The sequence below is a fragment of the Lamprocystis purpurea DSM 4197 genome, from assembly GCF_000379525.1.
In the GTDB taxonomy this organism is placed as follows: Bacteria; Pseudomonadota; Gammaproteobacteria; order Chromatiales; family Chromatiaceae; genus Thiodictyon; species Thiodictyon purpureum.
Map to the genome: position 1 here is coordinate 1 of NZ_KB902498.1, position 26,268 is coordinate 26,268.

The 26,268-nt window shown below is 64.9% G+C and carries 18 protein-coding genes and 1 pseudogene; 7 read left to right on the plus strand and 12 right to left on the minus strand.

Features of this window, described 5'->3' with window-relative positions:
* Positions 1 to 186 (minus strand): annotated as a pseudogene (locus A39O_RS0114315) (IS4 family transposase); the annotation flags it as partial.
* Between the two features lie 1,467 nt (positions 187 to 1,653).
* On the opposite strand from A39O_RS0114315, the gene A39O_RS0114330 reads away from it, so the two are divergent.
* Positions 1,654 to 1,902 (plus strand): hypothetical protein, encoded by a 249-nt coding sequence (locus A39O_RS0114330; RefSeq protein WP_020505355.1) that lies wholly within the window; start codon positions 1,654 to 1,656, stop codon positions 1,900 to 1,902.
* A 327-nt stretch (positions 1,903 to 2,229) separates the two neighbouring features.
* Here A39O_RS0114330 and A39O_RS0114335 read toward each other — a convergent pair whose 3' ends face one another.
* The 3 genes from A39O_RS0114335 to A39O_RS0114345 form a co-directional block, all read right to left on the minus strand.
* Positions 2,230 to 2,910, minus strand: coding sequence for a TIGR04211 family SH3 domain-containing protein (locus A39O_RS0114335; protein ID WP_157640107.1), 681 nt, complete (start codon positions 2,908 to 2,910; stop codon positions 2,230 to 2,232).
* Between the two features lie 60 nt (positions 2,911 to 2,970).
* Positions 2,971 to 3,897 carry an ornithine carbamoyltransferase gene (gene argF, locus A39O_RS0114340; RefSeq protein WP_020505357.1) on the minus strand — a complete coding sequence of 309 codons (927 nt, stop codon included), beginning with the start codon at positions 3,895 to 3,897 and terminating at the stop codon, positions 2,971 to 2,973.
* Positions 3,898 to 3,961: 64 nt separating this feature from the next.
* Complete coding sequence (locus A39O_RS0114345) at positions 3,962 to 5,140, minus strand: aspartate aminotransferase family protein (RefSeq protein ID WP_020505358.1); 1,179 nt, start codon at positions 5,138 to 5,140, stop codon at positions 3,962 to 3,964.
* Positions 5,141 to 5,420: 280 nt separating this feature from the next.
* Here A39O_RS0114345 and A39O_RS0114350 point away from each other — a divergent pair, with 280 nt between their 5' ends.
* From A39O_RS0114350 to A39O_RS33555, 5 genes are all read left to right on the plus strand, one after another.
* The gene (locus tag A39O_RS0114350) at positions 5,421 to 7,922 is read left to right on the plus strand and encodes an nSTAND1 domain-containing NTPase (protein WP_026199412.1); all 2,502 of its coding nucleotides are present in this window, start codon (positions 5,421 to 5,423) and stop codon (positions 7,920 to 7,922) included.
* A 160-nt stretch (positions 7,923 to 8,082) separates the two neighbouring features.
* Entirely contained in the window at positions 8,083 to 8,571 is a 489-nt protein-coding gene (locus A39O_RS42685) for a DUF2442 domain-containing protein (protein WP_020505359.1), read from the plus strand.
* A 163-nt stretch (positions 8,572 to 8,734) separates the two neighbouring features.
* Positions 8,735 to 10,894 carry a phosphate acetyltransferase gene (gene pta / locus A39O_RS0114365; RefSeq protein ID WP_020505360.1) on the plus strand — a complete coding sequence of 720 codons (2,160 nt, stop codon included), beginning with the start codon at positions 8,735 to 8,737 and terminating at the stop codon, positions 10,892 to 10,894.
* A gap of 328 nt (positions 10,895 to 11,222) precedes the next feature.
* Positions 11,223 to 12,440, plus strand: coding sequence for an acetate/propionate family kinase (locus tag A39O_RS0114370; RefSeq protein WP_020505361.1), 1,218 nt, complete (start codon positions 11,223 to 11,225; stop codon positions 12,438 to 12,440).
* 162 nt (positions 12,441 to 12,602) lie between these two features.
* A complete protein-coding gene (locus A39O_RS33555; protein ID WP_020505362.1) occupies positions 12,603 to 13,340 on the plus strand; it encodes an HAD family hydrolase in 738 nt (245 codons plus the stop codon).
* Between the two features lie 70 nt (positions 13,341 to 13,410).
* On the opposite strand, the gene A39O_RS0114380 is transcribed toward A39O_RS33555, so the two are convergent.
* The 8 genes from A39O_RS0114380 to ftsH form a co-directional block, all read right to left on the minus strand.
* Positions 13,411 to 14,007 carry a L,D-transpeptidase family protein gene (locus A39O_RS0114380; protein ID WP_083924686.1) on the minus strand — a complete coding sequence of 199 codons (597 nt, stop codon included), beginning with the start codon at positions 14,005 to 14,007 and terminating at the stop codon, positions 13,411 to 13,413.
* A gap of 121 nt (positions 14,008 to 14,128) precedes the next feature.
* Positions 14,129 to 15,325, minus strand: coding sequence for a class I SAM-dependent rRNA methyltransferase (locus tag A39O_RS0114385; RefSeq protein ID WP_020505364.1), 1,197 nt, complete (start codon positions 15,323 to 15,325; stop codon positions 14,129 to 14,131).
* A gap of 235 nt (positions 15,326 to 15,560) precedes the next feature.
* Entirely contained in the window at positions 15,561 to 17,447 is a 1,887-nt protein-coding gene (locus A39O_RS42690; RefSeq protein ID WP_245561901.1) for a transglycosylase SLT domain-containing protein, read from the minus strand.
* 269 nt (positions 17,448 to 17,716) lie between these two features.
* Positions 17,717 to 18,319 (minus strand): Maf family protein, encoded by a 603-nt coding sequence (locus tag A39O_RS0114395; protein WP_020505366.1) that lies wholly within the window; start codon positions 18,317 to 18,319, stop codon positions 17,717 to 17,719.
* Between the two features lie 74 nt (positions 18,320 to 18,393).
* Positions 18,394 to 19,581 (minus strand): extracellular catalytic domain type 1 short-chain-length polyhydroxyalkanoate depolymerase, encoded by a 1,188-nt coding sequence (locus A39O_RS33560; protein ID WP_020505367.1) that lies wholly within the window; start codon positions 19,579 to 19,581, stop codon positions 18,394 to 18,396.
* 22 nt (positions 19,582 to 19,603) lie between these two features.
* Positions 19,604 to 20,017, minus strand: coding sequence for a CopG family transcriptional regulator (locus A39O_RS0114420; protein ID WP_026199414.1), 414 nt, complete (start codon positions 20,015 to 20,017; stop codon positions 19,604 to 19,606).
* A gap of 370 nt (positions 20,018 to 20,387) precedes the next feature.
* Positions 20,388 to 22,823, minus strand: a complete 2,436-nt coding sequence (locus tag A39O_RS36630; RefSeq protein ID WP_051088821.1) for a putative bifunctional diguanylate cyclase/phosphodiesterase — start codon at positions 22,821 to 22,823, stop codon at positions 20,388 to 20,390.
* A 322-nt stretch (positions 22,824 to 23,145) separates the two neighbouring features.
* Positions 23,146 to 25,068, minus strand: a complete 1,923-nt coding sequence (gene ftsH, locus A39O_RS0114430; RefSeq protein WP_020505369.1) for an ATP-dependent zinc metalloprotease FtsH — start codon at positions 25,066 to 25,068, stop codon at positions 23,146 to 23,148.
* 258 nt (positions 25,069 to 25,326) lie between these two features.
* Here ftsH and A39O_RS33570 point away from each other — a divergent pair, with 258 nt between their 5' ends.
* A complete protein-coding gene (locus A39O_RS33570) occupies positions 25,327 to 26,247 on the plus strand; it encodes a hypothetical protein (RefSeq protein WP_020505370.1) in 921 nt (306 codons plus the stop codon).
* The last annotated feature ends 21 nt before the right edge of the window (positions 26,248 to 26,268 follow it).

A 26,268-nucleotide genomic window follows, 5' to 3' on the forward strand; every position in this document is an offset into this window, starting at 1 on the left:
CTGGGTCATGAACATCGCCAAGGTCTTCGTCGGGGGAAAGGCCCGCTCACGATGGGCCGGCACCAACGCGGCGACGTGATCGAGCAGCTGCGGGCCGGTCAACAAATTAAAGAATCCGCCGGTGTCGATCCGCGCGGCCTCCTCAAGGACACGTTGCTGCGTCGCGGCGCGTTGGTTAGGATGCATGGGGGCTGGCTCGCAGGGNGATGGGTTGGGTGTCGCAACCTTCAGCCTACCACTCTTGCGGGTTGGCCCCTATTATTTTCAGTCTGTTAGACTAAATTAGTGCCATTCGAGCCTGGCCCCTTTTTCGCGCCTTTTTCGCGCGGGATGGAACACCTGCGGTGCCGGACCCCGGAGATGGCGATCAAGGAACTGTGGGTCTACTTGCTGGCCTACAACCTGATCCGTCTGCTGATGGCGCAAGCCGCCCTGCTGGCTGACCAAATCCCGCGCCAACTGAGCTTTAAACACACGGTGCAGATCTGGATTTCCTGGCAACAGCGGGGCGGCGGGACCCGCGACGCGGTGGTGATCCGCGCCCTCTTGGTGTTGATCGCCGAACCCCGGGTNGGTTTGCGGCGGGGGCGCATTGAACCGCGGGCGTTGAAGCGTCGGCTCAAGAACTATCCGCTGTTGACCAAGCCCCGGCGCCTCGCGCAGGAGGAGGTCCGCCAGAACGGTCACCCCAAGAAACAGCGCTGAAAACGCCGATTTTTGGTCCTGAATCGCAACGGTAACCAACTGATTTAAATATGCTCTCGGCTTATCTTTGCGCCATTCGAGCCTGGCCCCTTTACCTATAATTCCGCCCACCTCGGTCAGTTCCGATGCCACCGGTCCCCTGTGGAACATTGGCTTGCGCACATAAACCGACATTGAGCGAACGGTCTTGGGCGGATTTATGATCAAGGCCGCCTGACACGAGGTAAAAGGAAAGACCTGACCCCATCCACCTCCAAAGGAAAGACCTGACCCCATTCACCTGTGACCCTGACCCCATTCACCTGTGACCCCATCCACCTGCAAAAGGAGGTAAAGTTCGTGGGGATACCTCAGGATCTGACCCTATTTCCCTATTCCTTAACCCTATTCCCCCGGAATTATTGCCACCGGACGGGAGCAAAAGCCCGGCACGATGTCATCCCGTTGTTTCCGTTTCTACCGAACGAGATTTTGATGCGCTGTTCGGGTATTGGTGTGATCTTGCGTCTCTTCTGGTCTGCGTAGTCATAAGCTAGGGATGTCAACTGGCTCTTGCATGCGGTCCCAACCGCAGCAGTTTCTGGCGCGTATTGATATTTCTGATACAGAACCTCAATGTCGAAGCCGCTAGGGGTCGCTCGGTAGCCAACTTTCGTGTCCTGATCGACCTGTTCCAACGGGATGTCCGAAAACTTCGTCGCCTCAGAGACGAGAACCGCACATGCGGATAGCATTACGGCGGAAAGGACCGCAGTTACGGTGAAAGCGTTCTTGAACATGGTGAAATGAGACCTCCTGCTTGACTTGAACGAAAGCTTCGTGACACAAGACGGGTTATTATAGGATTGGGACGGACTTTCGATTCAGATAACGAACCCCTCTTTTCGATGCAGCCTGGCCTTTGCACCGGCTTAGGCTAACGTTCTGTCTAAAGCGACCCCAACCGCTATGAAACGCGTCATCCTCGCTGTTCTTCGGCACCGCGCCGAGCGCGATCAAGTCCTTAGCCAGGGCGTTGTCTTGATCTGTGATATCCAACGCGGGGATTTCATCAACAAGAGCAAGCCGCGTCTGCGCTGTGTCGGGGTCTCCTTTGGATATTTCATCTTCGACAAGCGTGGAGATGAAGACGTCGTACTGATGGCGACGCGCGTCCCACCACTCGGCGGTAATTGCTTGGCGAGCAGCGATAACTAAATCGCGACTTGGCCTTGAAGCCAAGTAGCTGATGACCGACGACTCTATGTAGACCGTAGCAGTTATGGTTCAATGGGTACCTGTGCGCTGGTTTACGCAGCTAACTCGATTTCGGCGGATGAACTACCCCCATAACGCATCGCCTGTTTTGGATTGAATCAGGGTTTATCTAGGTTGTCAATTCCTTGCGCGCCGTTCCTCGCTGCACCGTTCGTGCGTTATGAGGCGATATTGCGTCATGTTTTTCTTCATCTGTGACATCTGTAACATCTGTGGATAAAATCCGGGCGGTCACCTAGCCAAAACGGCGATCCTGACAGACCCTCCTCACAACGACCCCCAGTTGCTCTTCCGCCGTCCCAGCCGCAAATGAGGCAGGATCAGCCCGAGCAGGATGCCGCCGATCAGCACCCCGGCGCCAATCAGGAACCAGCGCAGGTTGGTCTGGTTCTTGAGATCGCGGTTTTCTTGTTCCAGGTCGGCACGGGCGCGCGTGAGGCTGGCGACCTGGAGGCGCAGGCGCTCCCGATCGTTTGTGATATCCATGACGTTGGCGGAGGCGTGGCGGATGGTCGCCAATTGCTGTTCCAATAACTGCTTTTCCCGCTCCAGTGTCTGATAGCCGGATTTCAGATCGCTATGTTCGTTCTGGACCTTGGCAAGTCGGGCGGCGAGTGCGTCCGGCTCCTGTTGCAGTTCCGCCAGGCGGGTCTCCAGTTCCGCCAGGCGGTTGCGCGCGGCGGGTTCGCTCTGCAGTTGCGCCTCCGGCACGAAACCCACGGCGCCGTCAGCGGTGCGGACCCGTGCGTATTTGGTGGTCTGGTTGATGTCCAGCACCTCGACGCGCGTGCCGCTCGGCAGCATCTTCAGGATCTTGAAGCGGGTGCTCTCACCGGCGCGCAGCGTGCTTTCGATCTGGTCCGTGACATAACGGGTCTCAGCCCGGGCCAGGTGCGGGGTCAGGAGTGCGGCGCACAGGCACAGCACGAATGGCGCGGGTGGTCTCACTGGGCGTCCTCGTGAATTCGCGGGTTGAATCCGGTTCGATCCGGTTCGATCCGATTCGACTCAAGGCCCCGGCACGAGTAGGAACTCCAGCAGCGCCTTCTGCACGTGCAGCCGGTTTTCGGCCTCGTCCCAAACTACGGACTGGGGTCCGTCGATGACCGATGCGGCCACCTCTTCGCCCCGGTGAGCGGGCAGACAGTGCATGAAGAGCGCGTCCGGCGCCGCGGCCGCCATCACCGCGTCGGTGACCTGGAAGGGGGAGAACAGGTCCAGCCGGTTCTCCAGTTCGCCCTCCTGATGCATGCTGGCCCAGACGTCGGTGGCGATCAGGTCGGCATCCCGGGCGGCCTCCAGCGGGTCGTGCACCACCGTGAAGCGGCCGGCGCCCGCGCTCAGCAACTGGGCATCCGGTTCGAAACCCGCGGGGCAGCCGATGCGCAAGGAGAAATCCAAGAGCCGTGCCGCTTCCATGTACGACTGGCACATGTTGTTGCCGTCGCCGATCCAGGCCACCCGGCGCCCGCGGATATCGCCGCGGTGCTCGAAGTAGGTCTGCATGTCGGCGAGCAACTGGCAGGGGTGCAGGCGATTGGTCAGGCCGTTGATGACCGGTACCCGTGAATGGGCCGCGAAACACTCGACTGTTTCCTGGTCGAAGGTGCGGATCATGACCACATCGACCATGCGTGAGATGACCCGCGCGGCGTCCTCGATGGGTTCCCCGCGGCCGAGTTGGGTGTCGCGCGGCGAGAGGAAGATGGCATGGCCGCCGAATTGAGCCATGCCCGCCTCGAACGAGACGCGGGTGCGGGTCGACGATTTTTCGAAGATCATCGCGAGCGTGCAGTGTCGTAGCGGGCGATAGTCCTCGCCACGGCACCGCATGGCCTTCAATTCGGTGCCGCGGGCGAGCAGGGTGCGCGCTTCCTCGGGGCTCAGGTCGAACAGGGACAGGAGGTGCCGACAGGCGGTCGGGGTAGCTGGCATCGGTGATCCATTCTCCGCATGGGATCGGGTGTGCGCCACGGGTGTGCGACACCGGTTCGAGCCCCTAGTGGGCCCCAAGAAAGCGTTTGATCAGGGCACTCAAGCCCGCGACCAAGTGGTCGGCCTCCGGTGCTTCGAGAATCAAGGGAGGCAGGAGTCGGACCACCCGTTCCGCGGTGACGTTGATCAGCAGGCCCTCTTCCAGGGCCAGACCGACCAGTGCGCCGCAGGGCCGGTCGAGTTCGATTCCGAGCATGAGTCCGCGTCCGCGCAGGGCGACGACGCCCTGGGTCCCGGCCAGTGTTTCACGCAATGCGCTGAGCAGCGCGGCGCCGCGCGCGGCGGCATGGGCCACCAGATCCTCGGCGGCGATGGTCTCCAGGACCGCCCTGGCGGCCCGGCAGGCCAGCGGGTTACCGCCGAAGGTGGAGCCATGGGAGCCGGGCGCGAAGACCTCAGCCGCCGCGCCGCGGGCGACACAGGCGCCGATCGGCATCCCGTTGCCGAGGCCTTTGGCTAGGGTGATGACGTCCGGGCTGATGCCGGTGTGCTGAAAACCGAACATCCGGCCGGTGCGGCCGATCCCGGTCTGGATCTCGTCGCAGATCAGGAGCCAGCCCTCGCGGTCACAGATGGCGCGCAGGCCCGGCAGATAGCCGTCCGCGGGGATGTTGATGCCGCCCTCACCCTGGATCGGTTCCACCAGGACGGCGACGATGTTCTTGCGGTTGGCGGCGGCGGTTTCCACTGCCGCCAGATCGTTGTAAGGCACGCGCACGAACCCTTGCACCAGCGGTTCGAAGCCGGCTTGCACCTTGCGGTTGCCGGTCGCGCTCAGGGTCGCCAGGGTGCGGCCGTGGAAGCTGTTCTCCATCACCAGGATGGCGGGATTCTCGATCCCGCGGTGATGCGCATGCAGGCGCGCCAACTTGATCGCCGCCTCGTTGGCCTCGGCACCGGAGTTGCCGAAGAACACCCGATCCATCCCGGACAAGGCGGTGAGCATTGCGCCCAGGCGCTCCTGCTCCGCGATGCGATAGAGATTGGAGGTGTGGATCAGCCGCCCGGCCTGTTCACAGAGCGCGTCGCGCACCGCCGGATGGGCGTGGCCGAGTCCGCACACGGCGACGCCGGCCAAGGCGTCCAGGTAACGCTTACCGTTCTCATCCCACAGCCAGACGCCGGCGCCGTGATCGAAGGTCACCGGCAGGCGTTGGTAGGTCATCATCAAGGGTTCGCTCATGGCGCAGGCCCTGCCTCATCGGCGCTGGGACACCCGGCGGGCGGTGTCCTGAAAAACGAAAAGGCGGTTCCTGGTCGCGGAAACCGCCTTGACAGAAAGGCGAAGCTGCGAAAGATAGCGCGACTCCCGTAAACGATACAAGTGTTTGCCGACGTTCATCGGGACTTTCGTCCGCTTGGTCCACCCGGCGCGGACAGCGAGGGCGGCAAACGACTAAGATGCGCCTCTTTATCCGCCACTGCGCTATCTCCGGCCCTGTCCGTTCCAAGGAACTGCTGCGATGCACATCAACATCCGCCAAAGCCTGTGCGAGTTGCTCGTCGGCCTGCCGCGCTGGCGTGGTGCCGATGCCCGTCACGCCTGGTTCGCCGATCTGATCTGGGATCTCACCTCCGCGGACCCGGTGTCCGTGCCGCCGACTCCGGAGGCGGCGGCGGACCTGCTGATCGATCTGGTCCTCGCCGCGGGCGGCGGTGCGGGGGCCGACGCACTGGTGGAGAACCTGCGCGAGCTGGGGGCCGGCGGGGCGGCGGGGTCGCGGCTCTTAGGTGAGATTGCCGCTGAACTCGCGGCCGAACGCGCGGCGCCGGCCGGCGACGGCGCCCACCGCGCGCGCTGGGAGCGGGAACCCTATCCGGGACTGGTGCCGCTGGAAGCCTGGCAGGCGCCGATTTTTTTTGGCCGCCGGGCCGAGACCCGCGATCTGTTGCGCCGCCTGACGGCCCCCGCGGGTCCGCGGTTGACGCTGGTCTCCGGGGTGCTCGGCTGCGGTAAGTCGTCTCTGGTGCGGGCCGGGGTGCGGGCGCGGCTCGCCGCCGGGGACCTGCCGCGGGTGCCGCAGGCCGGGTCCTGGCAGGTCAGCATGATGTTTCCGGCCGGTAAAGGCGGCGATCCCTTCCTGGCGCTGACGCATGGGCTGGCGCGCGAGTCCGGGGCGCCCGCTTTCGATCCGCCGACCGAGGCGGCGGCCCTCAAGGGGTACGGGGCCGAGGCTCTGTCCGACCTGCTGGACCGCTGTCTGGCCGATCGTCCCGTGGCGGCCTGCTGGCTGCTCATCATCGACCAGTTCGAAGAGTTCTTCACCACGGTTCACCCCGAGCTGGCGGAGGAGTTTCTCGAAATGCTGGTCGATGCGCTCGAGTTGCCGCGGCTGCGGGTGCTCGGTACCCTGCGGGCGGACCTGATGCACCGCTGCTGCGCGCTGCCCGATATCACGCGCATCCTCAATGCCGGCGGGCTTTACTGTCTGGCTCCGCCGACCCGGCCTGCCCTGGAACGGATGATCCTGGGGCCCCTGACCGAAGTCGAACTGGGTGCGCCGATGCAGATCGAGCCCGCGCTGGTCACCCGCCTCCTGCAAGATGTGACCATGCAGTCGGGCGGTTTGGCGCTGATGGCCGATACGCTGAAGGAGCTGTATGACCAGGGTCGGTCGGTCGGGCGTATGGCCTTGGACGTCTATGAGGAACAACGCCTCGATGGACTCAAGGGGGTGATCGCCAGGCGGGCGGAGCGCGCGCTTGAGCGCGCCGGGGCCGCGGCCCAGAGCGCCTTGCCGGGTCTCTTCGCACGGCTGCTGACGGTGACTGAGGATGGCACCGTGGCCCGGCGGCGCGGTGAATGGCGGCAACTCGCCGAGAGTCCGCAGCTCGCGGTCCTGGTACGGGCGCTGGCGGCGCCGGACACCCGACTGGTGCGGGTTGGCGAAGGTGAGCATGGTACGGTCGAGTTTGTCCACGAATCCCTGTTGCAGGAGTGGCCGGCCCTGCGCCACTGGATCGAGCGCCGCCGTGAGGCCCTGACCACCCAGGCGCTGATCGACGTGGAGGCGCGCACCTGGGCCGCGATCGGCTACCCGCCGGACCTGCGCTGGCGCCACGAGGTCCTGGAGTCCGCCCGGGTGTTGCTGGCCGAGACCGGTCTGCTCGATGACCTGGAGCGCAACCTCGATATTGCCGCGTTCCTGACCCCCGAGGCCGAGTGGCTGCTCAGTGAACTGTTGTGCTCGCGGGTGGAACCGGTGCAACGCGAGGAAATCGGCTTGCGGCTCGCCCAGATCGGCGATCCGCGGCCCGGGGTCGGGGTGGCCGCAGGCGTCCCGTCCATTCAGTGGTGCCCGATTCCGGCGGGGGAGGTCATGATCGAGGGTCACGGACGCTTCCCGGTCGCGCCGTTTCGGATCGCGGCCTATCCGGTGACCCAATGTCAGTTCCAGACCTTCCTGAACGCCGCGGACGGGTTCGACTCGCCCCGGTGGTGGGAGGACCTGCGTCAGAGCCCCCCGGTGAGCGGTGCCATGCGCCGTCACGGCAACTACCCGGCTACCTATGTCTGCTGGTTCGAGGCCACGGCCTTTTGCCGCTGGCTCAGTGCCCGCATGGGTTATGAGATCCGCCTGCCGGATGAGTGGGAGTGGCAATGGGCGGCGCAGAGCGCGCGCCCCGGGTTCATTTACCCCTGGGGTCGGGATTGGCGTGAGGGCCATGCCAACACCGATGAAGGCGCGGTGGGCCGTGCCACCGCGGTCGGCATGTATCCCGCGGGCCGCAGCACCCATGGTGTCTACGACCTGGCGGGCAACACCTGGGAATGGTGTCGCAATCGGTATGACAAGCCCAGCATCGTCGCCGCGGATCCGAACAAGTCGCGGGTTCTGCGCGGCGGCTCCTGGCGGGTTAATATGGGGTTCTCGCGCGCCGATTTCCGCCTCGATGGCCTGCCGGAGGACCGGATGGGCGGTAGCAGCTTCCGGCTGGTCACGGACGCCCGTGACCTCGAATGACCCGTGCGGCGAGCGGTCCGCGCGACGCGCGCGCTGCCCGGCCCAATCCTGAGACGCCCCCTGTAAGCGCCGACGCTTCAGCGTTTTGTGCGATCCGAGCCGGCGTCGCGGCTACCACCACAGGGCTCGCGCCGACCCGGTAACAAGAGAGATTGAGCACATGCCAGAGATCGCCAGACCCTACGGAATTCTCATCAAGCAGTACGCCGGCGACCATTCGCCACCCCATTTCCATGTCATTTGCGGCGATGACCACGCCCTGTTCGATGTCGAGACATTGGAAATGATCGCCGGCCACCTACCCGTTCGGGCGAAGCATCTGGTCGTTGAATGGGCCACCCTGACGCAGGCCGTGGAAGATCCCGTGGCCGCCTCAGGTGCGCAAGCAGTTCCCAATGTGATGAATATGCCGCGTATCGTCAGTGCCGAGCCGCTGGCCAACCACTGCTTGATCGTGACCTTCACCAATGGTCGGCGCAAGCGCTACGACGTCAACCGCCTGCTTGATGACGCGGTGTTCGCGCCACTGAGAGATCAGGCGCTCTTTGGGAAGGTCGCGGTCGAGCAGGGCGGATACGCCGTGTCTTGGAATGCCGATATCGATCTCAGCGAGCATGCGCTGTGGCAGCAGGGTGAGGATCTCCCCTGAGGTTGCGCCGGATTCCCGATCCAGGGACGGTGCGGCTGTCCGGTCCGAAGGCTATAACAGTGCTCGTCGCCCGGTGGGTCCGCGTGCGACAATTGTTGCAGTGCAGCATCGCGCGGGTCCGTCAGCCCCGCTTTGCCGTCTTCCTTATTGTTGAGGTGTAACAATGCAAAGCGTTTATATCGCCGGTGCCAGTTTTGGCAGCGGCAAGTCGTCAGTGGTGCTGGGATTCATGGAAATGTTGTCGACGGTGAATCTCCGCCTGGGGTTTTTCCGTCCGATGGTCGCCGCGGGGGTGGAGCAGGATAACCTGACCAACCTGGTCCGCGGCCGTTACAATCTGCCGTTCCCACCGGAGATGCTCTACGGCTGCACCGCCCAGACCGCGGGCCAACTGGTCGCGGCCGGCCGCTACGATGATCTCCTGGAGTTGATCCTCAACAAATTCACCTTGCTCAAGGAGTCGTGCGACCTGGTGGTGTGCGCCGGGACTGACTTCAACGAGCAGGTGCCCTCGCTCGGGTTCGACTTCAACGCCGATCTGGCGAACAATCTGGGCTGTGCCCTGGTGCTGGTGGTCAAGGGCTTCCGGCGCAGTCCGGATATGTGCCTGCGTGCGCTGCAGCAGGCCCACACGTCGATGCGCAACCGCGGCGGCGACTTCCTCGTCAGCTTCATCAACGGGATTGCACCGGAGCATGTGGCTGAGGTGCAGGCGGGTATCCACGCCCTGATGCTCGCCAACGAGCATGTCTACATCATCCCGGAAGATCCGGCCCTGGGGATGCCGACCATGGGTGAGGTGGCCCAGGCGCTGGGGGCGGAGTGTCTGCGCGGCGAGGGCGAAGGCCTGAATCAGGCGGTCGCCACCTTCAAGGTCGGCGCGATGGAGGTGGCGGGCTTCCTCGATAATGTCGAGGACGGCTGTCTGATCATCACCCCCGGTGACCGCGCCGACATCATCCTGGCGTGCCTGGCGGCCGACGCCTCGACCTCCTGTCCGCGGGTGGCGGGGCTGCTGCTGACCGGCGGCCTGCGCCCGGCGCCCAGTCTGGAGCGCGTGATCTCCGGCCTGGAGCGTACCAAGCTGTCGATCCTGAGCGTACCGACCGACATCTTCGACACGGTGCTGGACGTCAACCGTATCCAGGCGACCATCCTGCCCAGCGATGAGCGTAAGATCGCCACGGCCCTGGGGGCGTTCGAGTCGAATGTGGGCGTGGACGACCTGCGCGCACGGATCAGCGGGAGTCAGTCCGGCCGGATTACGCCATTGATGTTCGAGTACCAGTTGATCCGTCGGGCCAAGGCCGACCGGCGCCGCATCGTGCTGCCGGAGGGGGGCGACGAGCGCATCCTGCGTGCCGCGGAGATCCTGACCCTGCGCTCGGTCGTTGATCTGACGCTGCTCGGTAATCCGGAACGGATTCGGCGGCGCATTGCCGATCTGGGTCTCAAGCTCGAAGGGATCGAGATCATTGATCCATCCGTCTCCCCGGATCGTGAGCGCTACGCCAAGATGTATTACGAGCTGCGCAAGAACAAGGGCATTTCCGAGGAGATGGCCAACGATGCCCTAGTGGACGTGAGCTACTTCGGCACCCTGATGGTCTACGCGGGTGACGCGGACGGCATGGTCTCGGGGGCGACCCACACCACCCAGCACACCATCCGGCCCGCGTTCGAGACCATCCGGACCAAGCCCGGCACCAAACTGGTGTCCAGCGTCATCTTCATGTGCCTGCCGAACGGGGTTCTGGTATACGGGGATTGCGCCATCAATCCGAATCCGAACGCGGAGCAACTCGCGAATATCGCCATGTCGTCCGCGGAGACGGCCGCCGCCTTCGGCGTTGAACCGCGCGTTGCCATGCTGTCGTACTCAAGCGGAACCTCCGGCAAGGGCGAAGATGTGGACCGCGTGCGCGAGGCGGTGCGCATCGTTCGGGAGACGCGCCCGGAGCTGGCGATCGAAGGTCCGATCCAGTACGACGCCGCGGTGGATCCCGGTGTGGCCGCGTCCAAGATGCCCGAGAGCAAGGTGGCAGGGCACGCCACGGTCCTGATCTTCCCGGATCTCAATACCGGCAACAATACCTACAAGGCGGTTCAGCGCAGCTCCGGGGCTGTCGCGATCGGCCCGATTCTGCAGGGCCTCAAGAAGCCGGTCAACGACTTGAGTCGCGGCTGTACCGTGACCGATATCGTCAACACCGTGGCCATCACCGCCATTCAGGCCCAGACCGACGCGTCTCGATCAGCGACGCGCGTGAAGAGGGAGGCCTTGGCGCAAGTGAAAACCCAATCGCAGGGCGAACTGATTTAAGCCGCCAACTGCGCCCCTAGGAACCGTTCACGAATACGCTCGACGAGTCCACTAGGGAGCGCATTTTGCGTCTGTCGTTGTCGTAATCGTAATCGTAATCGAGGTTATGAGGCATTGGTCATCAATCCGGCCACCTCGTGATCTACGCGGCCGTTGGTCCGCACAGCAGGCCCTACAGATCAAGGTGTTACCCTAGGGGTTGCGGTGCGGACCGTCTGCGGCCGGCTGGGACGATGATCACGGATTGCATCTTTCTCCGATTACGACAACGACAACGATGGTATTCGTGGTTTAACTTATTTCTGACTCGCTGCTTAGGGTAATCGACATGAAGGTTCTGGTTCTGAACTCCGGTAGCTCATCCATCAAATTTCAGCTCTTCGAGGGCACGGGCTGGCAGGTGATTGCCTCCGGTGCCGTCTCCCGGATCGGTGAGGCCGAGGGCGAGGTCGAATACACCTGGCAAGTGCCTGATGGACCTATGCAAACCGGCAGGCAGGGGATCGCCATCCCCAGCCATCAGGACGGTATCGACCACATCATCGCCGGATTGCGGGCCGCCGGCGTACTGGCCGATCTGGCCGAGTTGGCCGCGATCGGCCATCGGGTGGTGCATGGCGGCGAGCGTTTTCACCGTCCGACGTTGGTCGATGACGCCGTGGTCGAGGCGATCCGCGAGATGTCGGCGCTGGCGCCTCTGCACAATCCCGCCAATCTCGACGGGATCCTGGTGGCGCGCCGGCTCTTTCCGCAGGTACCCTCGGTGGCGGTCTTCGACACCGCGTTCCACCAGACCATGCCGCGCACCGCCTATCGCTACGCCATCCCGGAATATCTGTATACGCGCTACCGGGTGCGGCGCTATGGGTTTCACGGCACCTCCCATCACTATGTCGGGGAGCGCGCCGCCGCCTTGTTGGGGTTGGCCTTCGACCAGTGCAACCTGATCACCCTGCACCTGGGTAACGGGGCCAGTGCCACGGCCATTGGTGCCGGGCGCAGCATCGACACCTCCATGGGGATGACGCCGCTGGAGGGTTTGGTCATGGGCACCCGCTGCGGGGATATCGACCCCGCCATCCTGTTCTACCTGGCCGACCAACTGGGGTTGAACGAGCCGGCGCTGGACGACCTGTTGAACCGCCAGAGCGGACTCCTCGGGCTGTGCGGAGTCAACGACATGCGCGAGATTCAACGGCGGGCGGCCGATGGGGACGACGCTGCCGAGTTGGCCATCGGCATCACCGCGCAGCGCATCAAGAAATACATCGGCGCCTACTACGCCGAGTTGGGTCGGGTGGACGCCATCGTCTTCACCGGCGGCATCGGCGAAAACGATGCGAACATCCGCCGCCGTTCCTGCGCGGGGCTGGAGAACCTGGGCATCCGGCTGGACGAGGGTGCCAACCAGTCGTCCGCACGGGGCGAGCGGACCATCAGCGCGGCGGACAGCCGGGTGCGGGTCCTGGTCATCCCCACCAACGAGGAACTGGCCATTGCCCGCCAGGCGTTGGCGGCAGTGGCTGCCGCTGGGGGCGATTCGTAGCGCTGTCGATAACCGAACGTAGGGGCGGGTTTCAAACCCGCCCCNCNGGCCTGTCCGGACAAAAGCGCGCTGCCGACAGCTTTTTTCGGCTCAACGGTGACAAGATTACGGGCAGAAGTGGAGAATAGCGGCGGCATATTCTGCTCCTTGGACCTGATCTGTATGTATAGCAACGACCGCCTGGTGATCCTCGACGCCGACGGCACCACGATTGATGCCTTCACTGCCATCGATCAGACCTTTGCCCTCCACGGCATGGATATCGGACCGCTCGCCCGTTTTCAGAAGCGCCGTAACATGTTCAAGTATTTGGGGGGGCTCAAGGAGTTTCCGCGCAATCTGCGCAAACAGATCGCTGGCCGCAAGCGCTCCCGGCTGATCGACACCCTGACCGACGTCTACCGCGAGCAGGCCGCGCTCTATGCCGGGATCAGGGATCTGATGCAACAGCTCACGGAGCAGCCGGACCTGCGCATCGGGATCGTCACCCGTAACATCACCCGCGAGCCCGTGCTGACCCTGGAGCGCCTGTTCATCCGTCAGGGGTTCGATCCGGGCCGTTTCGACTTTATTGTGCATCTGCCGCTGAGCGAGGAGAAGCTCACCGCGTTTCGGGACCTGCGCACGCGCTTTGCCGTCAATCCTGCCCGAGCCTATGCGTGCGGCGACGAGGCCAAGGATTACCTGGCCGCCGTGGGTGCCGGCATGTATCCCTTCATGGTGTCCTATGGCTTCGAGGATTTCGATCGGCTGACCGCGCGGCACGGGATTCCGGCCGACGTCATCGCCCGGACCCCGGAGGAGTTGTGTGTCCGGGTCCTGAATGCCTTCGGGTTGGCGCCGCGGGGCGGGAGTATCCCCGCGGGTATGGCCTTGACCATCGATCCGGGCCGGCCCTGATCGGTCGGCACTCAAGCGAGCAGGTCACGCGTCAAGAACAAGTTAAACACGAACAGAAGTGAGCTGTTTCCTATTCCTGGATACGGATCGGCGTGCCATCGCGTACCAGCCGCCAGATCTCGTCCATCTCGTGGTCCTGAACGGCAATGCAGCCATCGGTCCAGTCGCGTCTGCGGTAATCTGCCCTGACCGTTTCGGAGCGGATGTGATTGGGCATTCCGTGCACCATGATCATGCCGCCCGGGTCCACGCCGAGCAGCTTTGCAAGTGCGCGATCCTGCTCGTTGGGGTAAGACACATGGATCGATTTGTAGTAATTGCTCCGCGGGTTGCGCCAATCCAGCAGGTAATCGCCGACCGGCGTGCTTTCGTCGCCTTCACGCATCTTGTGGCCCCGCGGGTTGTCGCCGAGGGCGATGCGGTATTCACGCAGCACCTTCCCGCGATTGAGTAATTGCATCTTACGTTCGGACTTCTTGACCACCACGCGATCGGCATAGTTGGCCTGGGTCGTTTTCTCCCCGCCGCAACCCACGAACGACAGGGCAACGCTCAGTACAAGGGCCGCGGCGAGCGCGCGGCCGATTCGGCAAGGCCCGCGGCTGCCGATCGGCGCGGCGCGGCCCGCGGATGCTAAACGAGCAATAGGAGCTGATCGACCGGGCATGGTTCTGGTCCTGAAGGGTGTGTCGGGGCACACCTGAGCTAGAAACGACTAACGGAATTCTAGCTAACCGGCTGGTTAGAAACAATGTCAGGTTATCGACTTGGCCCTCAGTCCTGCGCAGCTAGATACCCGGCAGAACGCGCAGGAACAGTGTCTTGAGATAGGCGGTCTCCGGGATCGCCGGATGCACCGGGTGATCGGGTCCTTGCTGACCGGTCTCCAGCAGTTGCAGGAAACGCCCGGCCCGCCGACCCGCTTGCCCGACGGTGCGCAGGAAGGTGTCGCGGTCCATATGGAAGGAGCAGGAGGAGGTGACCAGAAGCCCGCCCGGCGCCAGGAGTTCGATGCCCAGCCGGTTGAGCCGGGCATAGGCCTGAAGGCCTTCTTTCTCGTCCTTACGGCGCTTGATGAAGGCCGGGGGATCCAGCATGACCGTGTCGAACAGGCGGCCGTCGTCGCGCAGTCCGCGCAGGACCTCGAAGGCGTCGCCCTGCACGGGGTGAACGCGCGCGCCCAGACGGTTGCGCTCGGCGTTGGCCGCGACCCGCTCCAGGGCGTTCAGTGAGCTGTCGACGCAGGTGACCTCGTCCGCACCCAGGGCCGCCGCGCGCAGACCCCAGGCCCCGGTATAACTGCAGACATCCAGTACCCGCGAGCCCACGCCGAACCTGGCCAGGCGGGCGCGATTCTCCGCCTGATCGAAGAACCAGCCCGTCTTTTGGCCGCTCCGCGGGGCGACCTGGAAATCGAGTTCCTGTTCGGTGAGGATCAGATCGTCCGCCGGATCGCCCAGAACGGCCTCGACCCCCTGGATCAGCCCCTCCAGTTCGCGCATCGGCGTGTCGTTGCGCAGCAGAATGGTGCTGGGTCGCAGCACTTGTTCCAGGGCGGCGAGGATCTCGCCGCGGACCCGCTCCATCCCGGCCGTGGTGAGTTGGACACAGAGCAGGTCACCGTAGCGGTCGACGATCAACCCCGGCAGGCCGTCACTTTCGCCGAAGACCAGGCGATAGAACGGGCGCCGGTAGAGCCGTTCGCGCAGCGCCAGGGCGTCGTGGATCCGCGCGACCCAGAGCGCCGGGCTCAGGGGGCGCGCATGGTCCCGGCTGACCAGCCGGGCGCAGATCAGCGAGTGTGGATTGACATAGCCGTGGCCGATCCAGCGCTCATGGTCGCTGCGGACCTCCACCGCCTGACCGGGCGCCAGATCCTTCAAGGGGGTGGCCGCGGTGTCCACCTCGTTGCTGTAGATCCAGCAATGTCCGGCGAGTAGACGGCGTTCCTGGTCTTTGCGCAGTTGCAGCGGCAGGGGCTTCATGGGGGTAATCCTTGGTCGGTGTCGGTGGGAGGAAAAACTGGATTGAAGGCTGCGAACCACTGCTCAACGCCATGGCGGTTGCGGCCCAGCCGCCAGTCATCTTGGCGTTCTAGTCCCGGGACGGTCGCCGCAGTTGCGTCCGACTTGGGACTGCCTCGCTGTTTGACGCGAGCGCACCGCGCGCGTGCGCGGTGAGGGGCGGGTCAGCGGCCGTTCCGGCCGCCGGGGGTATGGATCAACTGCCGACCTTGAGCTTCTGCCCCGGACGGATGCTATTGTCGTTGGGTCCCATCTTGTTCAGTTTACGCAGTTCTGCGACCGAGAGGCCGTTGCCGCTGGCAACCCGGAACAGGGTCTCCTGAGGTTTGACGACGTGCACCTTGGTCTTGGCTGACTTGTCTGCCTGCGCGGTCTTCGGCTCCGCCTTGGCAGCTTTGTCCGCGGACTTGGAAGCTTTCGCCTCTTTGGCGGTCTTGGCCTCCGCCTTGGCGACCTTGGGCTCGACCTTCGTCGGCTTCGCCTCTGCCTTGGCCGTCTTGGTCGCGGTTTTTGCCTTGTTTCCATCGGCTTTCGCGGTCTTGGTCTCCGCCTTCGCGGCCTTGCGCGGCGGGCTGGTCTGGAGTTCCTCGACCGGTACGGACTTAGGCGCGGTCTTGGCGACCTTGGTTTTGGCCCTGGGAGCCGGCGGCGCCATCGGTGCCGTTTCGGGTTCGGCCTTGGCGATTCGCGGTTCGTCCTCGGATTCGATTCGTGCACTCTTGCGGAACGCGACCGTCGCGATCGGCTTGGCGTTTACCGCCTGGAAGGCCATGGCGGTCGCCGCGGTCCTGGTCGGCGGCGGCGCGGTGCGTGACGCCAACGCCGATCCGGAGTAGGACGGCGGCTGGCTGGCGACCCGACTCATGCTGCCGCCGGGCAGCCACACCGTGGTGCCCGCGGGCAGGTTGGCGCGTCCGTCACGGGCGGGCTCCCGCCAATGCAGATTCAGGCCGGCGAGGCTGGCGGTGGAGACACCGTAATGGCGTGCCACATGGTCCGCCGGCATGCTGTCGCGCAACACCAGACGGTCGCTGGACCAGGGCTTTTCGTAGGCCACACCCTCGGGGAAGTAGCGGCTCGGGTTGCCGGCCACTTCGCGGGCTGCCAGGAACTCGGCATAGTAGTTCCGGGAGGCGAATTTGAAATACTTGCCCTTGTAGTTGCGAACGACGTGCCCGAAATTGTGGCCGTACTGGGCCTTCGCATTCGCCATGCCGCCTTGACCGTGGTTGTAGCTGGTGATCGCCAGCGGCCAACTGCCCAGGCGGTTGTGGGCCTCGGAGAGGTAGCGCGCGGCCCCTTGGGCGGAGATGATCGGGTCGTAGCGGTCATCTACCACGTTATTGACCTTCATGTAAATACGTCCGGTTGCCGGCATGAACTGCCAGACCCCGGCGGCACCCGCGCTGGAACGGGCGTTGGTCTGGTAGGACGACTCGACATGGGGCAGGTAGGCCAAGTCCTCCGGCAGCCCGGCGGAGCGCATGACCTCGCGGAAGGACTTTTCGTAGCGTCCGCTGATCTCCATGCCGCGGCGGAAACGTTCCCGCAGGCCGCGTTGGCTGCGTACCCGATCAGCGGCTCCGTAAAGTGCCCGGGTGCCGCCGGCCCGTTCGAATTTGGCCAGGAGTTCCTTATCCTGGGTGCTCAGCGGCTGATTCGTGGTCACCCGCCGCTCCAGCTCGCGCACCCGGTCCTCATGGTATTGCTGGCGTGAGCGGACAAAGCCCTTTTGCGATTCGGTGTAGCCGTCACTGCCCGCGTCCGGCAGACGCACCACCTCGTAGATCACGCCCAGGTGCTCGTCGTCGTGGAAGGCGACCTGATTGCGGCTCCAGATGCCGTAAACATGACGCCAGAAGTCCACGTTGGGCTCGATCTCCGAAGGGACCGGAAATTCACCCGAGGTGCGGTAACCGCTAGCCGGGGGCTCATATCCGCCGGTGTCGTCGCGCTGATTCTCGCCTCCGCCGCAGCCCCCCAAGGCCAGAATGGCGGTCAGCATCAGGCCCCCAACCGCATAAGTGACCCAGTGCCAACGCCTTGCGCGTGGCGAGATGGTATTCGATGAAGCCGCAGCCATGGTCCGTACTCCCCCCGAGCCTTAGATCACTGATCGTGCGCCGGAATAGCGCAGGGTGAAATCTTCGCTGATCAGCGTCTTGGAAGCAATCCATGAGACCACTTCGGGGAGCGCGGGTCTTGTCGGTCGAAACCGGACGCGGACAGCGAAGCCACGCGGTGCGAGAGCGTTCGGGGGCGTTACGATAAACTCGACAACGACAACGACAACGAGCGTGTTTGTGCCTACCGTGATTTTCGGGAAAGGGTCTACCGACATGCAGGGGCGACTTAAGGCGCCCCTACCTGACGACCCAGGGGGTCCAGCCCCTCGGACTCCAGCAGGGTGACCAGGCGGATCAAGGGCAGGCCGATGAGTGCACTGGGGTCGTCGCCCTCCAGGCGGGCGAAGAGCGCGATGCCCAATCCCTCGGATTTGAAGCTCCCGGCGCAGTCGTAGGGCTGCTCGCGGTCGAGGTAGGCCTCGATGCGGCGGCGCGTGAGTGGGCGGAAGTGGACATGGAAGGGTTCTACCAGGGTCTGGGTGCGCCCGGTGATGGCGTTGAGCAGACAGAGCCCGGTCTGGAAGACCAGGGTGCGTCCGGAGGCCCGTTCCAGTTGGGCGATCGCCTGCTCGCGGTTGCCCGGCTTGCCGAGCACCAGATCGTCGATACAGGCGACCTGATCGGCGCCGATGATGATGGCGTCCGGGTGGCGCTCGGCGGCGGCGTTCGCCTTGGCCTCCGCCAGGCGCAAGACCATGACCTGCGGCGGCTCGTCGGGCCGACGGGTTTCGTCGACCTGCGGTGAGTCGGTCGTGAAGGGCAGGCCCAGCCGCGTCAGCAGGGCGCGCCGGAAGGGTGAGGTTGACGCGAGTACCAGGGGTTGATTCATGGGGGATTCCGATAAATGAAACAACGACAACGACGAGACGCGACAGGCGTTCCCGATATGGTGGTGAACGGTTCCTAAGCCTGTTCGCGTTCGATCCCGGCCGCGGCAAGCGCTGCCGTGGGATGCGCATGGGCCGCGAAGAACCGCATCATTTCGCGTGACGCATCGGGTCCCGTGCCATCGGTGAAACTGCCGCGCCGGTCGCCGCCGAACCAGGCATGACCAGCGCCGTGTACCAGCCAGTGCTCCGCGACCACCGTGCCGTCGGGTCCCTGGTGAGTCGTCTGTGTATAGGTGCGCTCAGTCCCCTCGGCCTGCCGTGTCTGCATCTGCGCTTGCGTTCGCGGCGGCACGCACTGGCTCACGATGTGATCGCTATTGCGCGGATGGACGGTCTGGTCGCGGTCGCCGTGGAACACGATGGTCGGTGTTCCCGCGCCCGGGGCGGCGTCGGTCGATGCGCCCGCGCTTTGCATGACACCCAAGGCCGACGGCAAGTCATTGGCTGCCGCATAGGGGATGCCGGAGTGCGCGCCGACCGCGGCATAGAGTTCCGGATAGAGGGTGCCCATCGCGACGGCCATGGCGCCCCCGGCGGACAGGCCGGCGATGTAGATCCGCGCCGGATCGGCGTGATAGTTCGCGATCACTTCACGCGTCATCCCGGCGATCAGCGAAGGCTCACCGGCGCCGCGCTGCTGATGATCCACATTGAACCAGTTCCAGCACCGCGTCGGGTTGGCCGCGGACGATTGCGCCGGATACAGGACCAGGCAGGGCCACTCCTCGGCAATCGCATTCCAGCGGGTGCCGACGGCGAAGTCGTCCGGACTCTGGGTGCAGCCGTGCAGCATCACCACCAGCGGTAATGTCTGACCCGTGTAGGTGCTTGGGATGTAGAGCTTGTAGTCACGGGTCCCGGCGTGATTGACAAAGGTGCCGGCGCGAAACTCGCCCGGTGTAGGCGTGGCGCCCTGCGCCGGCGCAACGGGTTGCGGTGCGAAGGCGGGGAGTTGGAAGCGCGACCCATCCGGCGGCGTGGTGATGCCGAGGCGGGCGAGCAGGTCCGGGACGAATCCGCCGGCCGTACCAACTGCGTCGCCGGTGCCCGGTGGCGCTGCATCGCGTGCACCCGGTGCGCCGCGCGGCATCAGGCCAGCGAGTGTCTGCTGAATGCTGGTCGTCGCGGCGGCCGGACCGTCCCGGTGCAGGCGGGCCATCGCCTCGCGCATTCCGGCGAGCATTTTTTCATTGATCTTCATAGAGAGTTTCCTGTTCTTTTAGTCATTTGATCCGCCCGGCGAGCGCGCTCTTGACGGCGGGGCTCGCGTGCAGGGCGCCCAGGACCACAACCGATTCGATCGTGGCGAGCGCCAGTTCCGGCGACACATCGGCACCGATGCTGGCCAGACCCAGGACCTGGATTTGCAGTTGCTCTCCCGCCCGCTGCACCGCCTCCAGATCGGCGCGCGAATAATGCTGCATCCCGAGCACCAGACTCTTGCGGGCGATCGTCTGGTGAACCGAGTCGGCGTGCTTGGCCAATTGGTTACGGATCGCGGTACGAATCAGATCGGTGCGATTGGAGTAAAAGCCCTCCTGCACCAGGAGGTCGATCTGGCCGAGATCGACCGGTCCGAGATTGATCGTGATCTTCTCGGTGTCGCTGAGTTTAGGGCGAATATCGTGTACGCTCATCTTTGTCATGCGCCATCCATATAACATCTGCTGACCATCTGTATGGATGGTATTCTACGCGCGAACGCACGCATGTCAAGGTGCTCGGCGGGTCGGTGGCACGTGCTTCGCTGGGCCTTGATCAAGATTCCGGCCACTTGGGCTCGCCGGGTGCGTCGTCAGGCCATCCTGGCCTGACACCGTCAGGGCTGGAAGCCCTGACTACGCATACCGCTGGCCGGGATTCCGCTCAAGGCCCTTCGCTGCAGGGGACGGCGCGCGGATCAGGGCGACTAAAGTCGCCCCTACACGTCGGTAGATCATTTCTCGGAAATCACCTAATCCGCGCCCAGCGCGGTATGCGATTGACGCATGTTGCCCTGGACGCGGTTTAGCCGTGCTTCACCGGGATGTCGCGATGCCCCATGCAGATCCGTGCGAACGCCGCTGGGGGCAGCGGCCGGCTGATCAGGTAGCCTTGCGCCATATCGCATCCCAGTTGACGCAGCAGCGCCCACTGATCCGGGGTCTCGACGCCTTCGGCGACCACCCGCAGTTGCAGGCGGTGGGCCATGGCGATCATGGCCGCGATCAGCCCGACGTGCTTTTCGGACCCGGGTACCTGGAGGACGAAGCTGCGGTCGATTTTGATCACGCTGAAGGGCAGTTCGCCGAGCAGGGCCAGTGACGAATAACCGGTACCGAAATCGTCCAGATGCAAGCTGACGCCCAGTGTCGTCAGGCGTTCGAGGATGGTGCGGGCCCGATCGGCCTTGTCCATCAGGGCGGTCTCGGTGACTTCCAGGGCGAGTCGATCGGGCGCCAGCCGGTAACGGTCAAGGAGTTCCGTGATTCGGTCGGGGAGATGCGCATCATCAAGTTGGACGGCGGATAGATTGATAGCCAGGGGCGGCGGGGTGCAGACGGGCGCGTCCGCGTCGGTTGACTGCTGGTCCAGCCAGGCGCGAATTTGCATGCAGGCGGCGTCGAGCGCCCAATCACCGGCCTCGCGGATCAAGCCGGTCTGCTCCATCACCGGTATGAACTGCCCCGGCAGGAGTATCCGTCCCTGGGCATCGACGCAGCGCAGCAGGGTTTCGGCAGCGCACAGGCGCCCGGTGCGCAGATCGGCCTGGGCCTGATAGCGCAGCCGCAGGCCGCCCGTGGCCAGGATGGTGCGCAATCGTGTTTCCAGATCCAGGCGCTCGCGTGAGCGCTGGGTTTGCTCCGGCTGATAGAAGGCGAAGCCTTCGATGCCGGGACGCCGTTTGGCCTCATACATGGCGGTATCGGCATTGCGCATCAGGGTCTCTGCCGTGTTCCCATGGGCCGGGAACAGGGCGATACCGATACTGGGACGGGAGTAGAGCCGATGGCCGGCCGCGTCCAGTGGGGTGCTGAAGGCGGTGCTGATCCGCGCCGCCAGTTCCCCGGCGCCGCTGGCGGAGCCGACGCGTCGCGCGAGCACCGTGAACTCGTCACCACCCAGGCGCGCGACCAGGTCCGTGTTGCACAGGATGCGCTTGAGCCGCTCGGCGACCGCTTCGAGCAGGGCGTCGCCGACCCGGTGACCCAGGGTGTCGTTGACCTCTTTGAAACGGTCGAGATCGAGGAACAGGACCGCCAGCGGCTGGCGGTGGCGGCGCCCGTCCATCAGCGCCTGCTCCAGACAGTTGAGGAACAGTGTTCGGTTGGGTAGACCGGTGAGTGGGTCGTGGGTAGCCTGGTGCTGGACCTGGTCCTCGGCCCGCTTGCGATCCGTGATGTCGTGCAGCATGATCAGGGAGGCTGGGAGGCCTTCCCATTCGGTCTCGGTCGCGGTGACCTCCGCGACTCCATAGCTGCCGTCCGGACGCAGGATGTCGAGTTCCGTTTGACTGCCGATGCTGGGCAGGCCGAACGGCAGGCCGTCCAGTTGCGCAGCGTTGCGCCCCAGCGATTTCTGGGCCGCCGGGTTGGAGAAGCGGATCAGTCCCTGGCGGTCGACCACCAGGATGCCGCTGTGGTTCTTGAGCACTACGTTGCTGAAGCTCGACTGCATGCGCTGCATCTGGTTTTGTGCCAGGCGTCGCGCGGAACAGTCACGCAGGATGCTGATCGCTCCCCAGCGGCCGTCGTGCGTGATGGACGCAACGGAAGAAATCTCGACCGGAATGCGCCGGCCGTCCCGGTGCAGGGCCTCGATCTCGTGGGACCGGTCGCCGCTCGGGCTGTCCTCGTGAGAGAAAAAGTGAGTGCCGTCGGCCGTCGCGTCGGGGCGGGGTTTGCGGGGGGCGAGCCGGTCGTGGATCACGCTGCCCAGGGCCTCGGCGGCGCTGTACCCGAAGAGTCGTTCGGCAGTCGTATTCCAGTAGGTGACGCGTCCCTCGCCGTCGGTGACGATGATCGCGCCCTGGGTCGCATCGGTCAGACGCCAGAAGGTCTCTTGGGCCTCACCCAGAGACTCCAGTCCCTGCCGCAGTTGCCGTTCCAGCGCCATGGCGCCGGCCGTGGCGGCCAGCAGGTTGTCACGGGTGTGACGCAGGTGGCGCTGATAGCCGGTCAGGATGATGGCCGTCAGGATCAGGTTGGCCGCGAGCGCGGCCGCGAACATCGACCGGGGCCGCGGTGCGGCCGCGCGTTCATAAGCGGCGGTGCGTTCGCCCGCCATGCGCGGTGCCGGTGTCCCGGTGGCGGGCGGCGCCGCGGCGATGGCGCGGTCGGCGGCTGTCGTGACCTCCCCGCGCACCGGTCCGGGCAGCCAGACCCACCAGGCACAGGCGAGGACGATGGCCGCGCGGACCAGGGCGGGCGCGGACCAGGATCGACGCGTAGGGACTGCGGTCATGTTTCTTATGTGCGTGCTGCGCTTAGGGCCTAGGAGGCTCAGCGGCGGTCGCCTGCCGGGCGTGAACCCTCATTGTATCGGGTAATGGGGTACTGTCGCGCGTGCCGGCCTGGGCCGGCGGTCTGTCCGTGGATGTGGATGGCTGACGCGATCTGCCGTGCGGCCAGGGCGGGCGTCGTGGGAGCCTGCTTCGGGTGCGGCGTTGTCCCGAGGTCGGTGGGCGATTGTGATGGGTTCGAGCCACAGAAAAAAGGGCCGCATGAGCGGCCCCGATGGTTGCTGCGCGGTCGAGCCGGGGTGATCGCACCCCGGCGGTCTGTGGTCAGATCCCCCGTACGCTCGGTCCGGCGATCGGCGGGTCTTGCAGCGGCTTACCGCCGGTTGCCGGGTTGCTGCCGCGGGGCGGGAGCGTGGGTCCGGTGTCCTCGACCGGTTCGCGGGCCGGCCGGCCGGACATGATGTCGTCAATCTGATCCCGGTCGATGGTCTCAAAGCGCAGCAGGGCATCGGCCATGGCGTGGAGTTTGTCCATGTTCTCGTTGAGCAGGTCCTGCGCACGCCGGTAGTTGCGGTCGATGATGATCCGCACCTCCTGGTCGATGGACTGCGCCGTGTCCGCGGAGATCTGGCGCTGCTGAGTCACCGAATGGCCGAGGAAGACCTCGCCCTCCTCGTCCGCATAGGCCAAGGGCCCCAGGTTGTCGGAGAGCCCGAAACGGGTCACCATTTTGCGGGCAATCGCGGTGGCGCGTTCAATGTCGTTGGACGCACCGGTGGTGACATGCTCGGGCCCAAAGATCAGCTCCTCCGCCAGGCGCCCGCCGAACAGGCTGGAGATTTGGCTTTCCAGCTGGCGCTTGCTCATGCTGTAGCGGTCGCGCTCCGGCAGGAAGAGGGTGACACCCAGCGCCCGACCGCGCGGGATGATGCTGACCTTGTGCACCGGGTCATGCTCGGGGACCAGGCGGCCGACGATGGCATGACCGGCCTCGTGATAGGCGGTCAGCTTCTTCTCGGTCTCGGACATCACCATGCTGCGCCGTTCAGCGCCCATCATGATCTTGTCCTTGGCCTTCTCGAACATCTGCATGTTCACGGCGGTGAGACCGGCGCGCGCGGCGAACAGGGCGGCCTCATTGACCAGATTGGCCAGGTCGGCGCCGGAGAAGCCGGGGGTACCGCGGGCGATGGTGCGGGCGACCACGTCCTCGGCCAGAGGCACCTTGCGCATGTGCACCTCCAAGATGGCGGTGCGACCGGCCAGATCCGGCAGTCCGACCACCACCTGACGGTCGAAACGACCGGGCCGCAGCAGCGCCGGATCGAGCACGTCGGCCCGGTTGGTGGCGGCGATCACGATGATGCCCTCATTACCGGCGAAGCCGTCCATCTCCACCAGCAGTTGGTTCAAGGTCTGCTCGCGCTCGTCGTGCCCGCCGCCCAGACCGGCACCGCGGCGGCGGCCGACCGCGTCGATTTCATCAATGAAGATGATGCAGGGGGCGCTTTTCTTGGCCTGCTCGAACAGGTCGCGGACGCGCGAGGCGCCGACGCCGACGAACATTTCAACAAAGTCCGAGCCGGAAATGCTGAAGAACGGCACCTTGGCTTCGCCTGCAATAGCGCGCGCCAGCAGGGTCTTACCGGTACCGGGGGGGCCGACCATCAGCACGCCGCGCGGGATGTGCCCGCCAAGACTCGAGAATTTTTGCGGGTTACGCAGGAAGTCGACCAGTTCGCCGACTTCCTCTTTGGCCTCCTCGACCCCGGCGACATCGCGTAAGGTCACCTTGACGTCACCCTCCGCGTGCTGACGGGCGCGACTCTTGCCGAAGCTGAAGATCCCGCCGGGACCGCCGCCGCCGGAGTTGCGGCGCATGAACCAAATCCAGACGCCGACCAGCAACAGGAAGGGCAGCCAGGCGACCAGCATCTGGACCATCACACTGGGTTGCGCCGGGGGCTCGGCATGAATCACCACGCCGTTTTTCAGGAGATCGGCGACCAGGCCGGGATCATCGGGGTTGAAGGTCTCGAAGCGCGAGCCATCGGTGCGGGTGCCCTTGATGGTTTGATCCTGGATGCGCACCTCTTCTATGGCACCGTCGGACACCTCGCTCAGGAACTGACTGTAGCTCAGGTTCCGTGCCTCGATCTGGCTTGGCGCGCTCATTCCATTGAACATCATCACTAACCACAGGGATACGCCGACCCAGAGCAAAATGTTGAAGTTTTTCGCATTCATGTCCTGTCTCGATCCTCACTCGGTGCGCTGAATTGCGGCGCCGTTTTGTTGTAAGCGTGTTGCAGTTGCGTTGCGGTCTACATCGGGGCAACGCGGCGAAACCCAACCGATCGCCTGGGCGATAGTCCGGTCCGCAAGGACCCGACAGCCCAGGATGGAACGTCCGCCGGCACCCTGTTGTCCGAAGGCTCGCGGACACACTTTCAGACTGGCGAAGCACCGTCTCAGAACCGCAATACTGACCTAAAGTAGAATCTAATGAAACCCACCTGGACTCTTACCGCCTTGGGACTTGTCACCGGGACTCTCGTCGGTGCCTTGGGTTACGCCCAGTTGTTCGCCTCCGCCGAGGTGCCTGCCGTGCCATCAGGGACAACCGCGGCTGCCGATGCCCCCGCGTTGTCGGCGCCGCCCGCGTCTGTACCGCCCGCGTCTGCACCGGTTGCCAAAGTCACGGCCGCGACTGCGCCGGTCGTGCCGTCGGCGCCGGTTGTGGCCGCGGCGCCGGAGCCGACGGCCGATCCGCGCGTCGCGACGTTACTTGCCGCCTGGCGCGACGCCGAGGCGCGTCTGGCCGACCTCCAGGCGCGGTTGGTCCAGGTCGAGCAGACCCTGGCGGGCCGGATCGCGGCAGGCGATACGAGCCTGGACCGTCCAACCGCGCCGCGAACCCCCGATGAGCGACGGACCACGCTGGTTGCGGCCGGGGTCGACGCCGGGCTTGCGGATGACATCATCTGGCAGGAAGCGCGGTTGGAGCTGGATCGGCTGACCCTGCGCGATCGGGCGGTGCGCGAAGGCTGGATCGGCACTGACCGCTATCGTGAGGAAGCGGGTCAGCTCGGCGGGGAGGCGCGACCGTTGCGGGACGAGATCGGCGACCTGGCCTATGACCGCTATCTCTATCTGACGGGTGAGGACAACCGGGTCGCGGTCGCCGCGGTACTTCCGGGTTCGGCGGCCGAGGCGGTCGGACTCCAGGCGGGAGACCTTATCGAATCCTATGCCGGCGAGCGGATGTACGCCGCCGACGCATTGCGCGACGGCACCACCCAGGGTGAGTCCGGAGAACTGGTGCCGGTGCGGGTGCGGCGCGGCCGCGGGATCGTCGAGGTGTGGGTCCCTCGCGGACCCCTGGGTATCCGGCTCGACATGACGCGGGCCGAGCCGTTGCCGTGACGCGGCGCGGTTGATTCGGTG